Source organism: Rhizobium sp. BE258, from assembly GCF_031457345.1.
Classification (GTDB): domain Bacteria; phylum Pseudomonadota; class Alphaproteobacteria; order Rhizobiales; family Rhizobiaceae; genus Rhizobium.
Genome location: NZ_JAVDWL010000002.1, coordinates 117647 through 131338, shown reverse-complemented (window position 1 = coordinate 131338; position 13692 = coordinate 117647). Strand labels below are relative to the sequence as shown.

Below are 13692 nucleotides of genomic sequence, written 5' to 3'. Positions count from 1 at the left end.
TACTATCATATAGTACGTATATCAAGTCCCGGGGCGTTAATCCGCTTCGTTCAGATTCGACCGCAGGCCCTGGAGCAGGGTGCGGATCTCCGCCATCTCCTCGAGCGTACAGCCGATCGCCTGGCCGATCGAGCCCATGATCGTGTCGACCTCGCCGCGCATCGCATCGCCTTTCGGTGTCAGCGACACCAGAACCTGACGCTCGTCGCGGGAATCGCGGATGCGCTTGATAAGGCCGTTCTGCTCAAGACGCTTCAGCAGCGGCGAGAGCGTGCCGGAATCGAGATCGAGCTTTTCACCGATCGTCTTCACCGGCAGTTCGGCCTTGTCCCACAGCACCAGCATCACGAGATATTGCGGATAGGTCAGGCCCACCTTGTCGAGGATCGGCTTGTAGGCGCGGGTAAAGGCATGCGCCGTCGAATAGACCGCGAAACAGAGCTGCCGTTCCAGCTTCTTTTCCTCTGCCGGTATTTTCATTGTCTCTGCCGTCCGCGCTGTCATGATCCTGTTCCTTCGAGGCGCGATTGTCCTCTTTTCAGATTCCGAATGCAATTTGCAAAATTCACTTGCGTACAATTTAATTGCGCATTATATAAATCGCAACCCCAACGCAAAGGAGACTGACATGCCTATTCTCTACACGACCCAAGCATCCGCCACCGGTGGCCGCGCAGGCCGCGCCGTTTCCGATAACGGCGTTCTCGACGTCACCCTCACCGTCCCGAAGGAACTCGGCGGCGACGGCGCAACCGGCACCAATCCCGAGCAGCTCTTCGCCGCCGGCTACTCGGCCTGCTTCCTGGGTGCCCTGAAATTTGTCGCAGGCCAGCAGAAGGTCAAGATTCCTGAAGACACGACCGTATCCGCCAAGGTCGGCATCGGCCCGCGCGAAGACGGCGGCGGCTTCGGCATCGAAGTGGCCCTGACGGTCAATATCCCGGGCCTCGACAAGGCTGAAGCCGAAAAGCTCGCCGCTGCTGCCCATATCGTCTGCCCCTACAGCCACGCGATGCGCACCTCGACCGAAGTTCCGGTGACGGTTGCCTGATTGAGCTTCCCTTCTACCCGAGGGGAGAAGGGAAGCCCGAGGAACGCCTCCACGTGTTCCCTCATCCCTGTGACAGGCACAGGGATGAGGGCGGAGAGTTGGTTTGCCTCCCTGTGCACAAACCACATCTTTTCATATGAAATAAAATCGCTATATTCTTTCTAAGGAAAGGATATCCGATGCCCGTACCATCGCCCGCTCAAGCGCGCTCCACCCAGGAAGCCGCCGTCATCACCAAGGCCGCGGTCAACGCAGCAGATCGCCTGGGCATCAGCGCCCGCACGCTGTCCGCCGTTCTCGGTGTCTCGGAAGCCACCGTGTCGCGCATGAAACGGCAGGATCACCTGCTGGATCGCAGCAGCAAATCCTTCGAGCTCGCCATTCTTCTCGTCCGCCTGTTCCGGTCGCTCGACGCCATCGCCGGCGGCGATGAGGCGGTTGCCAAGCATTGGTTGCGCAATGCCAACACGGCGCTCGGCGCCACCCCGCTCGAAAAGATCGTCAGCATTTCAGGTTTGACCGATGTCCTTGCCTATCTGGACGCCCGCCGCGCTGTCGTCTGAACTGCGCGCCGTCTCCGGCCGTTTCTGGCGGCTGGTGGAGGCGCAGCACCAGATCTCGACGCTGAAACTCGTCGATACGCTGGAGGAGCAGGCGCTTCTCGAAAATCTGCTGGAAGAGAGCAAGCCGGCATTGCCGCCGGAATGCGCGGGGCTGGATTATCTGCTGGCGACGCCGTTCCGATACGGCGCCGTCTATCCGCATGGTTCCCGCTTCCGCCGGGCAGGACGGACGCTGGGTGTGTTCTATGCCTCGGAGAAGGTGGAGACGGCGTTGTCGGAAATGGCCTTCTACCGGCTGCTGTTCTATGCGGACTCGCCCGCCACTCCGCTGCCCGCCAATGCTGCCGAATACACCGCCTTTGCAGCGCCCGTCGCGACATCCGCAGCGCTCGACCTGACGCTCCCGCCGCTCGATCGCGACCGGGCGATATGGACCGACCCTCTAAACTACGAAGCATGCCAGGCGCTTGCCGAGGCCGCCCGCGCGGCGGATACGGAGGCCATCCTCTATGAATCCGTCCGCGATCCGCGCCATGGCCGCAATCTGGCGCTTTTGACCGCCAAGGCCTTCAGCGTCCGCGAGCCCGCCGAACGGCAGACATGGCGCATCCGGCTGTCGGCATCCGGCGTTCAGGCTCTGTGCGAATTTCCGAAACAGCGCATCGGCTTTGCGCGCAGCGATTTCGGCGCCGATCCGCGTATCGGAAACTGATCAGCAAAGTGCCAGCAGCATGCTGCGCAGCCCGTCGCCATTGGCATCAGGCAGCTTGTCTTCCAGTGCGGCATGGGTGCTCTGCCAGATCGGCACGGCGGCGGCCAGTACGGATTTCCCCTCGGCCGTGAGGCTGAGCAGCCGCGAGCGCTTGTCTTTGGCCCCGGGCGTTACATTTACCCATCCACGGCGCTGCAGTGGTTTCAGCGCGGCTGTCAGCGTCGTCTGGTCCATGGCGAGCAGGTTGGCGACCGGCCCCATCGGCGGCGGCTCCGGCCGGTTGAGCGACATCATCAGCGAGAACTGCCCGTTGGTGAGCCCGACAGGACGAAGCGCGTCGTCGAACAGCCGCGCCAAGGCCCGGGCCGCCCGCTGCACATGCAGGCAGAGGCAGGTGTCGCGCACGAGCAGCGTCGTGGAATAGGGAATCTCGACCGAATTTGACATGGCCAAATTCTATTGATATCAATGTATTTAGTCAAGCAAAGCAGAACGAGATGCCGGTCCTTGCCGGCCACGCCGGGGGAGGGCGTGCGATCATGCAGAATGCTGTCGTTTCCCGCGAAGAATGGCTCGAGACCCGCCGCGCGTTTCTGGCCAAGGAAAAGGCCCATACCCGCCAGCGTGATGCGCTGCGCGCCGAGCGCCAGGCGCTCCCCTGGGTGAAGGTCGATAAAAACTACGTCTTCGACACGCCGGATGGCAAAAAGTCGCTTGCCGACCTCTTCGAAGGCCGCAGCCAGCTGATGATCTATCATTTCATGATGGGGCCGGAATGGGAGGCAGGCTGCCCGGGCTGCTCTTTCCTGTCCGATCATATCGACGGCACGCTGCCGCATCTCAACAATCACGACGTCACCTGGGTGGCGGTCTCCCGCGCGCCGGTCGACAAGATCGAAGCCTACAAAAAGCGCATGGGCTGGAAATTCCCCTGGGTCTCTTCCGTCGGGAATGATTTCAACTTCGACTACCACGTCTCCTTCACGCCCGAGGATCTGAAGAAGGACAAGGTCTTCTACAACTTCACCGAGATGAAGCCCGAGGACGCCAATGACGAACTGCCGGGCATGAGCGCCTTCTACAAGAACGAGAAGGGCGAGATCTTCCACACGTACTCGAACTATGCCCGCGGCGGCGAAGAGGTGCTGGGCACGCTCATGATCCTCGACTACGCGCCGAAGGGCCGCAATGAGGACAGCACCATGAGCTTCGTCAAGCGTCACGACGAATACGAGGATGCGAAGACGCAGTCCTGCTGTCACTGAGATCTGCAAACATCAGCCGAGGGAGGAAGGATGATGGAACCTGCAAAAGCGATCGAGGAGCAACGTTTCCTCGAAAAGCTCGTCGGCACCTGGAACGTCACGTCCGACGACATGAAAGAAAACGGGCAATGGACAGAGGTCGTCCGCTCGCTTCACGGCGCCTGGTTCGTGGCCGAAGGAAACGGCCAGATGCCTGACGGCAGTGGCGCCGCAACGACGGTGCTGACCCTCGGCTACTCGCCTTCGAAGGGCAAATATGTCGGCACCTGGATCGGCTCGATGATGGACCATATGTGGGTCTATGAGGGCGAAGTCTCGCCCGATGGCAAGGTGCTCAGCCTCTATACGCGCGGTCCCGATTGCATGGGCGGCGGTGGTGAACAGGATTACCGCGAACAGATCTCCTTCATCGACGCCGACCACCGCACCTTCGCCTCCTCGGCGAAACAGCCCGACGGCAGCTGGAAGCAACTCATGGAAGCGCGCTACGCACGCAAGCCGTGATCGCGGCGTCCCCATCAGGGCGCCAGACGGAAATGACATCCGACACTCTTGAAAGGGAAAGATCATGGTTTCGAATACGCATGGCAAGTTCATCTGGTGCGAGCTGATGACGCCCGATACCGCCGCCGCCGCGAAGTTCTACGGCTCGGTCAACGGCTGGACAACCAAGGAAATGCCCATGGGAGACATGGGTGTCTATACGATCTTCGAGGCCAACGGCCGCGGCGTCGGCGGCATGATGACCTTTCCGGCCGAGCTCGAAGGGCAGGGCATTCCGCCCAACTGGACGGGTTATGTCGCCGTCGATGACGTCGATCAGTCCGCCCGCGACTTTGCCGCCAATGGCGGCAGCGTGCGCCGCCCGCCCGAGGATATCCCGACCGTCGGCCGCTTCGCCGTCGTCGCCGATCCGAGCGGCGCCGTGCTCTGCATCATGACGCCGCTGCCGATGGAAAACGACGATGGCTGGGAGCCGGAAATGGGGACGCCAGGCCATGTCGGGTGGCACGAGCTGATGTCCGGCGACTGGCAGCAGGCCTTCGATTTCTATGAAAAGATCTTCGGCTGGACCAAGGACCATGACTTCGACATGGGCGAGATGGGCACCTACCGCATCTTCGCCGAGCACGGAAAACAGACCGGCGGCATGATGACCAAGCCTGCCGACGTGCCGATGACGTACTGGGCCTATTACTTCAACGTGCCGGAGATCGACAGCGCCGTCGAGCGGGTAAACGCAGGCGGCGGCAAGATCGTCTTCGGTCCGATGGAGGTTCCGGGCGGCAGCTGGGTGGTCAACGGCATCGATCCGCAGGGCGCATTTTTCTGCCTTGCGGCGCCCCGGCGCTGACCTCCGAAAACGGGGTGTCCGGCAGCCCCTGACAACTCCGAATCGCGCCCTTAAAGGTTAACGGCGGCCCCTGAAAAAAACGGGCCGCCGTTAACCGTTTCGGGGTCGAGAACCCCTTGCTACTTCCTTAATTTTATTCAAATTTTAGCGTTCTCACCCCAAAAGGCCGTTCCAAGGTTAACCGTCCCTGAACATTTTTGGGTGGAAGCATAATCGGCTATATCTTGGTGGTTACCTTCTGAAGCCGATCAACAAGGCGCGCTCGGAAGCGCTGACGGAGCGCTGAGAATGCTGATCAGCAAGGCTGCCGCAACCGATCTGACGAGCGCCGAGCCGCTCGACGATGCGCTGCCTGTCATCGGCGCCGATGAGATCGAGCCGAAGTTCCGCGCCGTTGCCGGCCGGGGCGGAGAGCGCCGCGGTATCCGCCTGGAACGCATCTACTGGGATGGCCTCGGCCGCATGTCGTCGGCCGGCAAGATGACGACGGCTGATCTGGTGCATCATACGGCTGCCCAGATGCCGGAGACCGGCAATCTCGCTTCGCTGCTCCGCGTCCTCAGCTTCAAATGGGCGCTGAAGCGGCTGGATACGGTCGAGGATGTCTCCTCGATGGCCAATCTGAATGCGCTGATCCAGGCTTCGCCGTCGCCGACCATCCTTCTCACCCTGGAGAAGAAGATCCAGCTGTTCAACGACGCCTTCCTGTCGATGCTGCGCCACCGCCTGCCAATGGGCGATGCGGCGCAATTGACGAAGAGCCTGCGCTTTTCGATCGATACGCAGATCGAGGAGGCCATGGCGACGCTCGCCATGAACAAGGGCAAGACCCTGAATACCGGCTTTACCATCGCTGCGGGTTCGCAGACGATGAAAGGCCAGATCAATCTGGCGCTGGCGCCGACCCACGAAAAGCCGATGCTGGTCGGCTACATCTCCCGCTACTGAGAAATTTCAGCCGCCGGTCTTCGGCGCGATCGTCAGCGCCGAGCCATAGGCGCCGCGCATATCCGTCGCTTCTGCCGGATTGCGGTCGTCGGCCTTGTGCAGCAGCGTCGCGCTGTAACCCTCCGCATGCGTGCCCTCGATCAGCGTCACGTCGGCATTCCCAGGATTGTCGGAGCGTTCGAACCACTCGACGCTGTGATGCAGGAAGTTCATCTCGAAGGCGCGGTTGGTGACGCCATGGCCGACGATAATGGCCGTATCGTTGCCACCGCCGATATCGTGCATCACGGTCAGCAGGAAGAGCCGTACCCGCTGCGCCACATCGGCCCGGCTTTCTCCATCGGGCGGCCGCGCATAGAACTTGCCGCTATTGTTGCGCAGGCGCGCCCATTTCTCGAACTCCTCGGGAAACTTCCGCCGCTGCTCGGCGCGGTCGTAGATCTCGGTAAATAGCCCGAAATCCTGCTCGCGTAGCAGATAATCCTCATGGACCTCGCCGACAGCGCCCTTTGGAAGCGCCTCGATGATCGCATCCATCGTCTGGCGCGTGCGCAGATAGGGCGAATACCAGATGCTGGCCCGTGGGGCGGCATCCGGCAGCGCCGCCAGATAGGCCGCAATGCCGCGCCCGGCCGCAAGCGCCTGCCGGTAGCCCCATTCCGTCAGCGGAACATTGTGATCGCCGAACTGCCGGTAGGCGCCTTCGCTGATATTGCCAAGGGATTCGCCGTGTCGAACGAGAAAGATGCGCATGTCGGCCTGTATGTATTGAGTGTCGGCGCATCATGACGGGGGTGGGGGCGGGGTGCAATCAGGAAACGTCGTGCCTGCAGCCCGCTTATCCCGGCGCCGATGCCGCAGAATTGAAAACAAAAAAGCCGGCCCACCTGGCCGGCTCTTGTACTTCGCTCGAAATCGCCACGCTCAGTAGGGGACACCTTCGCCTGGAGCGACCTTTTCGAGCGGCATAGCGGATGCCACCTGCTTGTTGCCGGCCTTGACGCCATGGAGGTAGCCCTTGCCGGCGTTGATCGAGTAGAGCGGCTGGTAGTCGGGCAGGCGGCTGTCGGTCAGAACCTGGTCGCGCATGTTGTCGAGGATGAAGAAGTTGCCGTTGACCGCGACCGACAGAACGGCGTGGTAGAAATGGCGCTTCTGGTCGAAGAGAACGACGATCGACATGTCTTTCATGTCGACGCCCTCGGCCTTCAGCGCCGCCATCTTTAGGATCGCGAAATCCTCGCAGTCGCCCTGCTGGCGTGACAGCGTCTCGGAAGGCGTCGCCCAGTAATCGGCCACCTGATAGGTCTCGATGTCCTTGCGGTAGCGGATGGCGTGGTTGACGGCGGCATTGACGGTGTTCAGCTTGTCGCGGATCGACGCTTGCGCGGTCTGGCCAAGCGCCGTCTTGATGACTTGCGCCGCATTGGTGCAGCCCTTGGCGCCGCAGGTGATGGCCGCGCCGCTCTGCATTTCGGCAAGCGACGGCGCAAAGCGCTTAAGCGCCGCCAGCCGCTTGAAGGGAATGGCGACCGAGCCGAACACCGCTTCGTTGGAGGTGGTAAGCTTTGCCGGCTTGTCGGGCCTGATCGACGCCGTGATCTCGGGCGAGGTAACCTGTTGCGGCCGTGCAATGGCGGCAAGATCAATGCGCTGAACGGTGCCCGCAACGCCTGTAAACGCCGTCTTCGCCAGACTATAGAGGCCGGATATACCTGCCGTCTCCGCAAAAGAAAGTGCAGTATTGGCAGAGATCATGCTCGCGTAAGACGTCAGTGAAATCTGCGCTGTGGGGATTTCAGTGGCGTTCGACGGTGCGGTGCCAAGAAACGATGCGAAAGATGCTAAAGTAAAAGCTGCAAGTATTTTTGATTTTGTGCTGCGCTTCATCGGATTTTCTCTCTCTGTTTGAGAGGAATGTACCGATGAGCTATAAATATGCCGTGTGTAAGCTTGGAAAACGCAAGTATAAATATTCCGGTCAAAGACGCATAAAACTTTAGCGTTCACGTCAACCAAGTTTGGGGGAATGGTTTGATTTTCGCGCCCGCACGGTGCAGAAATGAGCGCATTCTAAAAAGGCCGCAAACGGCCGCGACATCGCATCCTCGGGGGAAACAGTGACGCCGCATTTGAATTCGAAGATCGCGCGCCTGCATGGTTTACGCAACAGAGTGTTGAAGACGCCTGCTGCCATCAGCCGCGTCGTTCCCGCCCTTGTGCTGATCGCCGGCGGCCTGCTGGCCGGTTGCCAGGCGGATGGCGACAGTCTGTCGAACAGCGTCAAGAACACCGATATCAAGGCGCCCTCCAGCACTGTCGAGGAAAGCTTCGGCGAAACCGGAACGGAGATCACTCTGCTGCTGCCGAAGGGCTCCACCGGCCTTTATGAGGGCGAGGCACGCGATATCCGCGATGGCGCAGCGCTCGGCGTCGGCGAAGTCGGCAACGGGCAGGTCTTCGTCAAGGTTGTCGATGTCTCCGGCGGCCTGGCATCGGTTGCCGCTGCCGTTTCGGCCGCCAAGGCGCGCAATTCCGCCCTCCTCGTCAGCTTCGCGCCGCAGGCGACCACCGCTGCCGTCGCAGCTATCCCTTCGGCCGAGCGCCTGCCGCTGATCAATCTCGGTGCGCCGGTCCCGGCAACGTCGGGTAATGTCTACAACTTCACCTCCGACGAGGTGGACAGCGCCGTCGAAGGCGCCCGCACATCCGTCTCCAGCGGCCATAAGAAGGTCTTCGTTTTCGCCACGACGGAGCTGACGGCGATCGGCGAAGCCCGCATCGCCGATGGAGTGCGCGCTTCAGGCGGTACCTATCTCGGTTCGGCCCGCTATGCGCTTTCGGATGCTTCGGCCGCCGATGCGGTGACCAAGAGCAAGGTGCAGATGCAGGGCGCCGACACCATCGTCGTGCTTGGCAAATCCACTATCGTCACCACGGTTGCCGGTGCGATCAAGGCTGCGGGCTTCACCAACATCACGCTTGTCGGCACCAGCGGCTGGCCGCAGCAGGCCTATACCAGCCCGGCTGTATCAGGTGCGCTGATCGCGATGGTCGATCCGGAAGGTGCCTCGATGATATCGGAGCGCTACCAGCGCCACTACCGGCGTCCGCTGACCGCCAATGCGGCCTATGGCTATGACGCGGTGGCAATCGCCTCGGGCATCATCCGCACCAAGGATCCGAAGGCTCTGACGGCCGAAAACCTGACCAGCAAGACGGGCTTCCGCGGCATCACCGGGCTCTTCCGCCTGAATGTATCAGGCGGCGTCGAACGCAAGCTCAGCCTCTTCACCATCACCGGCGGCAAGCCGAACCTGTTCGTGGCGGCGCCGAAGGCCTTTTGAGGCCATCGGGTCGCTGGCTCGATAAATCAGTGCCTGGCGAGTGCCAGGCCGGACGTGTCAAAGGCCGCCGCCGCGGCCATCAGGATGCGCTGCTGGGCGGCGAGCAGGAACATGTAGCCTGCGAGCTCGACGGTTTCCTCAAACACTTCGGGCACGCCGACAAAGGCGTCGAGCGACATTCCCATATGGCGCTCGGCCGCCGTCATCAGGATCAGCGACAGGCCGGCCATCACCAGTTCGAGCGCCGGAAACTGCCGCGCCTTCATCACCGGATCCAGCAATCGCCAGAGCTTGAAACGTGCCGTCACCGTCAGCGTCACCAGCACCAGCAGGATGACGAGCGGCTTTACGGCCGGGTTGAACCAGAGCAGCTTGCCGGAAAATTCCGGCCCGTCCTCTGACATGCCGGATGGCGGATAGAACACCGCACCCCAGCTGATTTCACGTCCCAGGCAGATGATCCAGACCGGTACGAGCGCCAGCCAGAGCCATTTCCATGGCGCCTGGCTGCGGCTCGCCAGTACGATTGCCTGAACGGTGCCGATGGCGAGAACGAGATTGTCGAGGAGCTCGAGCGGTGCGTTTTCCCAACTCCACCAGGCCGGCAGAACGAAAGACAGCGGATATGCCAGGAGGAAAAAGGCGAAGGCCACGAGCCGGAAGGGCAGGGTGGTAGTCATTTCATCTGTACCTCTTCAAGGGAGAGGGTTTTATGAAATAAATATGACTATCGCAATCAAATATGCCCCCCATCAACAGTTAAGGATGGAGGGCACATCGTGTGGGAGAGCCTCGTCTTCCCTAGAGCGGCAGCGGCGCCTCGGGGTTCACCAGACCCGCCTTACGCAGATCACGCCAGAACTCCGCCGGGATCGTCTCGTTCAATGCCGCCCCGTCCTCGGCGATGCGTTCGGGCTTGCTGGCGCCGGGGATCACGGCGGCGACGGCCGGATGTGCCAGCGAGAATTGCAGGCCTGCAGCCTTTATGCTGATGCCATGGCGGTCAGCCAGCGCCTTGATCCGCGCCACCTTGTCGAGGATTGCGGGCGTTGCCGGCGCATATTCGAAGTTCGGCCCGCCGACCAGCGCGCCCGAGCTGTAGGGGCCACCGGCGACGATGCCGAGACCGCGCTCGGCGACCAGAGGCATCACCCGCTGCAGCGCCCGGTCATGGTCGAGCAGCGTGTAGCGCCCGGCCAGCAGAAAGCCATCGGGCCGCGGTGTATCCAGACCGAGCAGCAATTCGATCGGCTCGACGCGGTTGACACCGAGGCCCCAGGCCTTGATCACGCCCTCGTCGCGCAGCCGGTCAAGCGCCCTGAAGGCGCCCTTGCGGGCGGTCTCGAAGACATCGAGCCACTCGTCGCCATAAAAGTCCTGAGCGACGTCATGGACGAAGGCGATATCGATGCGGTCTGTCTTCAGCCGCTTCAGGCTGTCCTCGATCGAGCGCAACGTTGCATCTTCCGAGTAGTCGTCGACGATCTTGTTCGGCCGTCCATACTTGAACACATCACCCTTCTCGCCGAGATCGCGGGCGCTGACATCCTCGAGCTCGTCGAGGATCACCCGGCCGACCTTGGTGCTGATCACATACTGATCGCGCGGTTTGGCCGCCAGCGCCTCGCCCATGCGGATCTCCGCAAGGCCAGCGCCGTAGAAGGGCGCGTTATCGAAATAACGGATGCCGTCGTTCCACGCGGCTTCGACAGTCGAAAGCGCCTCGGCTTCCGGAATATCGCGAAACATGTTGCCGAGCGGGGCTGCGCCGAAGCCAAGCTTGCTCGGCAGGATGTCCTTGAGTGCCATTGAACTGTCCTCTCCAGTGTTGGGTGTCAGCCGATATCGGCCGCGTCGAGCACGAGCGCGGTGCGTTCGGCGAGATCATTGATCTTCGCAAGATAGGCCTTGAAATGCGGGGTCTGGCGGTGGGCGGCCACCGCGTCATTGTCCTGATAGAGTTCATCGAGCACGAAGCGCGCGGCGTCGGCCTGATCGCGCCAGATATGCCAGCGCAGGTTGCCCGGCTCCGCCCGGCAGGCGGGTGCCATGCCGGACAGAAGCGCTTCGAGTTCGCCTGCCTTGCCGGGCCGGGCGGCGAGGATTGCCATGATCTTCACGGAATGCGGCATGGCTATCGTCCTTCGTTTCAGGCGGCCGTTGCGCGGTTCAGCGCCTCGACCAGCTTGGCGGCAAGCGGATGGTCCGAACGCGGGTTCTGGCCGGTGATCAGTTCGCGATCGACAACGACATTCGGTTCGAAATCGATGTCACCGGTCGTCACGTTGCCCCCGGCAATCTGCAGCGCATCGACCACGTTGAAATAGAGCTTAGCGTGCAAAATGTAGTCCTCGACAACCTTTTCTTCGCTATTGGAGAAGACGGTCATGTTGTACCCGGCATATTGCCAGCCCTTGGCCCATTCGGCAGCCTTTTCTGGCGCGCCGGCGATCAGCGCCGCGCGGAATTCGCGGGCATTCGGCATGGCCGAGGCGACAGCGATCGGACCATGGCAGAGCAGGGCGGTCGGCTTCGCCTTCTCATGGAAGTGGCGCAGGATTTCGCCGAGATCGGCATCCTGCATCAGATCGACCCCAGGCGCCTGGCCGCCGGGCACGAAGACGCCGGCGTAGCCGTCCAGACCCTCGGCGATAACCGTCGCCAAGGTCTTCACCTCGTTCATCGATGGGTCCTCGGCATAGAAGGCCTTGGCCTTGCGGTATGCTTCTTCGTCGCCGCCGAAGTGATCCACCTTGTCGGAGACCTCATCGATATGCGGTTTGGTGCCGTTGGGGGTGGCGAGTACGACATCGTAACCGGCAGCGATCACTGCCATCACCGGGATCACGGTCTCATTCAGATACTGGCCGGTTGCGCCGCTGCGGCCGCCTTTGGTTTCGATGCGCGTTGCGTTCGAACCCACGACGAGAACTTTACCCTTGCTCATTGTCATCTCCTTGGCCTCTGGCCTCGTTTCGATGACTGGATGATGCTCTCCGCCGACGTATTTCGGAAATTTATTTGTTCTATTCCAGATATTCACATGGCATTATAACTGAATGCGATATGACCTGAATCTGATGCCGGTGTTCCTGGCGCTCATGGATGAGCGCAACGTCACCCGCGCCGCCGAACGGCTGGGCATCACCCAGCCGGCGCTCTCGAATGCGTTGAACCGCCTGCGCGACACGCTGCGCGATCCGCTGTTCATCCGCGAGCGCTACGGCATGCGCCCGACGCAGCTCGCCGAAGAGATGGCGCCGGTGGTGCGCAACGCGCTGGCTCAGTTCGACGAGCTGATCCTCGGCCAGCAGCAGTTCGATCCCGCGGAAGCCTCAAGGCTCTTCACGCTTGCACCGAACAGCTATGCCGAATTCGTGCTGATGCCGGAGGTGGTTGCCCGCCTGCGCGAACGTGCCGATGGCATCAAGCTCCGCCTCATCCCCTTCGGCAGCGATCTCGCCGAAACCGGCGCGGTATCGGGATCGACCGAGATGGTGATCGGCCGCTTCACAGATCCGCCCGACAATATGGTCGTGCAGCACCTGATGGACGATGGCCTCGCCTGCGTCGTTCGCGCCGGTCATCCCGATATCGGCGACAGTATCTCGAAGGAACAGTACGAGCGGCTGAAACACGTCAATGTCCTGCCGCCCGGCCGCCTGCGCGCCGGTCTGTTCCAGGCGCTGGAACAGCGCGGCCTGCGCCGCGAGGTGGCGGTCTCCGTCACCCATTTCCTCGCCGTGCCCGAAATGATCGCGGCAACGGACTACTGCACCACGCTGCCCAGCCAGATTTGCCGGCGGCTCGCCCGCGACCCCCGCCTGAAAATCCTGCCCGCTCCCGCCGATCTCGGCACTTTCCCCGTCGAGATCGCCTGGCATGTCCGCTACCGTCACGACCCTGCCCACCGCTGGCTGCGGTCGCTGATATCGGAGGTGGCGAAGGAGATTGGCGAAGACGCTTGAAGCGCCCGGGCCCTTGCCCTTAATCCGCCCAGGGATCGTCCTGCAGCGCCACGCCGTCCTGCAGGCTATGCAGGATGGCGATCAGCCGTGGGGCGAGCTCACGAATCTCGCTCAGATGAATGGCGGTCAGCCGCTTTAGCGCCGATTCCGCCTTTGCGGTCAGCGCCAGGGTCTGGCGGCGCTTGTCGTTCGGGTCGGCATTGCGCGACACATAGCCGGCGGCGACCAGCCGGCCGACAAGTTCGGTTGCCGAATGCGGCGCGATCAGCAGACGCTCGGCAAGCAGGCCGACCGACATCGCCTCTTCGCCGCGGTGGCCCTTGATGGCGAGCAGCGCCTGATGCTGCTGTGCCGGCAAACCTTCCTCGTGGGCGGCCGAGGCGCTGAAATCCATGAACTGGCGCAGCGTATAGCGCAGGTTGGACAGCGCCTCGTAATCGGCATCCGTCAGATCGTCTATCGGCTTCCTGGCCATCAATCCCCT

General features: G+C 61.9%; 18 protein-coding genes. 9 read left to right on the top strand and 9 right to left on the bottom strand.

Translation table 11 applies throughout. The annotated features are described in order from the left end of the window. Positions 1-36: 36 nt before the first annotated feature. On the bottom strand, positions 37-504 hold the full coding sequence (locus J2X43_RS05840) for a MarR family winged helix-turn-helix transcriptional regulator (RefSeq protein WP_112517318.1): 468 nt from the start codon (positions 502-504) through the stop codon (positions 37-39). 124 nt (positions 505-628) lie between these two features. On the opposite strand from J2X43_RS05840, the gene J2X43_RS05835 reads away from it, so the two are divergent. The 3 genes from J2X43_RS05835 to J2X43_RS05825 all read left to right on the top strand — a co-directional run bounded on the left by J2X43_RS05835 (position 629) and on the right by J2X43_RS05825 (position 2326). Continuing rightward, entirely contained in the window at positions 629-1051 is a 423-nt protein-coding gene (locus J2X43_RS05835; RefSeq protein WP_112537233.1) for an organic hydroperoxide resistance protein, read from the top strand. A 179-nt stretch (positions 1052-1230) separates the two neighbouring features. Continuing rightward, positions 1231-1614: an MbcA/ParS/Xre antitoxin family protein gene (locus tag J2X43_RS05830; protein ID WP_310291659.1), complete on the top strand. Its 384-nt coding sequence runs from the start codon at positions 1231-1233 to the stop codon at positions 1612-1614. Then, complete coding sequence (locus J2X43_RS05825; RefSeq protein ID WP_310291655.1) at positions 1574-2326, top strand: RES family NAD+ phosphorylase; 753 nt, start codon at positions 1574-1576, stop codon at positions 2324-2326. The genes J2X43_RS05830 and J2X43_RS05825 overlap by 41 nt, the downstream gene beginning before the upstream one ends. On the opposite strand, the gene J2X43_RS05820 is transcribed toward J2X43_RS05825, so the two are convergent. Beyond that, positions 2327-2773: a MarR family winged helix-turn-helix transcriptional regulator gene (locus J2X43_RS05820; protein ID WP_310291652.1), complete on the bottom strand. Its 447-nt coding sequence runs from the start codon at positions 2771-2773 to the stop codon at positions 2327-2329. It lies immediately after the preceding gene. A 92-nt stretch (positions 2774-2865) separates the two neighbouring features. Between J2X43_RS05820 and J2X43_RS05815 the strand changes: the two genes are divergently transcribed. The 4 genes from J2X43_RS05815 to J2X43_RS05800 all read left to right on the top strand — a co-directional run bounded on the left by J2X43_RS05815 (position 2866) and on the right by J2X43_RS05800 (position 5893). Then, positions 2866-3591, top strand: coding sequence for a thioredoxin family protein (locus J2X43_RS05815; RefSeq protein WP_310293751.1), 726 nt, complete (start codon positions 2866-2868; stop codon positions 3589-3591). Positions 3592-3621: 30 nt separating this feature from the next. After that, a complete protein-coding gene (locus tag J2X43_RS05810) occupies positions 3622-4095 on the top strand; it encodes a DUF1579 domain-containing protein (RefSeq protein ID WP_310291649.1) in 474 nt (157 codons plus the stop codon). Between the two features lie 64 nt (positions 4096-4159). Further along, positions 4160-4945: a VOC family protein gene (locus J2X43_RS05805; protein WP_310291646.1), complete on the top strand. Its 786-nt coding sequence runs from the start codon at positions 4160-4162 to the stop codon at positions 4943-4945. A 288-nt stretch (positions 4946-5233) separates the two neighbouring features. Further along, positions 5234-5893 carry a ribbon-helix-helix domain-containing protein gene (locus J2X43_RS05800; RefSeq protein ID WP_112386347.1) on the top strand — a complete coding sequence of 220 codons (660 nt, stop codon included), beginning with the start codon at positions 5234-5236 and terminating at the stop codon, positions 5891-5893. Between the two features lie 6 nt (positions 5894-5899). On the opposite strand, the gene J2X43_RS05795 is transcribed toward J2X43_RS05800, so the two are convergent. Together J2X43_RS05795 and J2X43_RS05790 are read right to left on the bottom strand one after the other, a co-directional pair. Continuing rightward, a complete protein-coding gene (locus J2X43_RS05795) occupies positions 5900-6646 on the bottom strand; it encodes a phosphoglycerate mutase family protein (RefSeq protein WP_310291639.1) in 747 nt (248 codons plus the stop codon). A 171-nt stretch (positions 6647-6817) separates the two neighbouring features. After that, positions 6818-7651: a transglutaminase-like cysteine peptidase gene (locus tag J2X43_RS05790; protein WP_310291636.1), complete on the bottom strand. Its 834-nt coding sequence runs from the start codon at positions 7649-7651 to the stop codon at positions 6818-6820. Between the two features lie 362 nt (positions 7652-8013). On the opposite strand from J2X43_RS05790, the gene J2X43_RS05785 reads away from it, so the two are divergent. Then, positions 8014-9240 (top strand): hypothetical protein, encoded by a 1227-nt coding sequence (locus tag J2X43_RS05785; protein ID WP_310291633.1) that lies wholly within the window; start codon positions 8014-8016, stop codon positions 9238-9240. 26 nt (positions 9241-9266) lie between these two features. On the opposite strand, the gene J2X43_RS05780 is transcribed toward J2X43_RS05785, so the two are convergent. From J2X43_RS05780 to J2X43_RS05765, 4 genes are all read right to left on the bottom strand, one after another. Beyond that, a complete protein-coding gene (locus J2X43_RS05780; RefSeq protein ID WP_310291630.1) occupies positions 9267-9920 on the bottom strand; it encodes a hypothetical protein in 654 nt (217 codons plus the stop codon). 121 nt (positions 9921-10041) lie between these two features. Then, positions 10042-11049 carry an aldo/keto reductase gene (locus J2X43_RS05775; protein ID WP_310291627.1) on the bottom strand — a complete coding sequence of 336 codons (1008 nt, stop codon included), beginning with the start codon at positions 11047-11049 and terminating at the stop codon, positions 10042-10044. A 26-nt stretch (positions 11050-11075) separates the two neighbouring features. Next, positions 11076-11372, bottom strand: coding sequence for a putative quinol monooxygenase (locus J2X43_RS05770; RefSeq protein WP_310291625.1), 297 nt, complete (start codon positions 11370-11372; stop codon positions 11076-11078). Positions 11373-11389: 17 nt separating this feature from the next. Continuing rightward, entirely contained in the window at positions 11390-12187 is a 798-nt protein-coding gene (locus J2X43_RS05765) for a type 1 glutamine amidotransferase domain-containing protein (RefSeq protein WP_310291623.1), read from the bottom strand. Positions 12188-12299: 112 nt separating this feature from the next. Between J2X43_RS05765 and J2X43_RS05760 the strand changes: the two genes are divergently transcribed. Further along, positions 12300-13208, top strand: a complete 909-nt coding sequence (locus tag J2X43_RS05760) for a LysR substrate-binding domain-containing protein (RefSeq protein ID WP_310291621.1) — start codon at positions 12300-12302, stop codon at positions 13206-13208. A gap of 19 nt (positions 13209-13227) precedes the next feature. Here J2X43_RS05760 and J2X43_RS05755 read toward each other — a convergent pair whose 3' ends face one another. After that, a complete protein-coding gene (locus J2X43_RS05755; RefSeq protein WP_310291619.1) occupies positions 13228-13683 on the bottom strand; it encodes a helix-turn-helix domain-containing protein in 456 nt (151 codons plus the stop codon). Between the last annotated feature and the right edge of the window lie 9 nt (positions 13684-13692).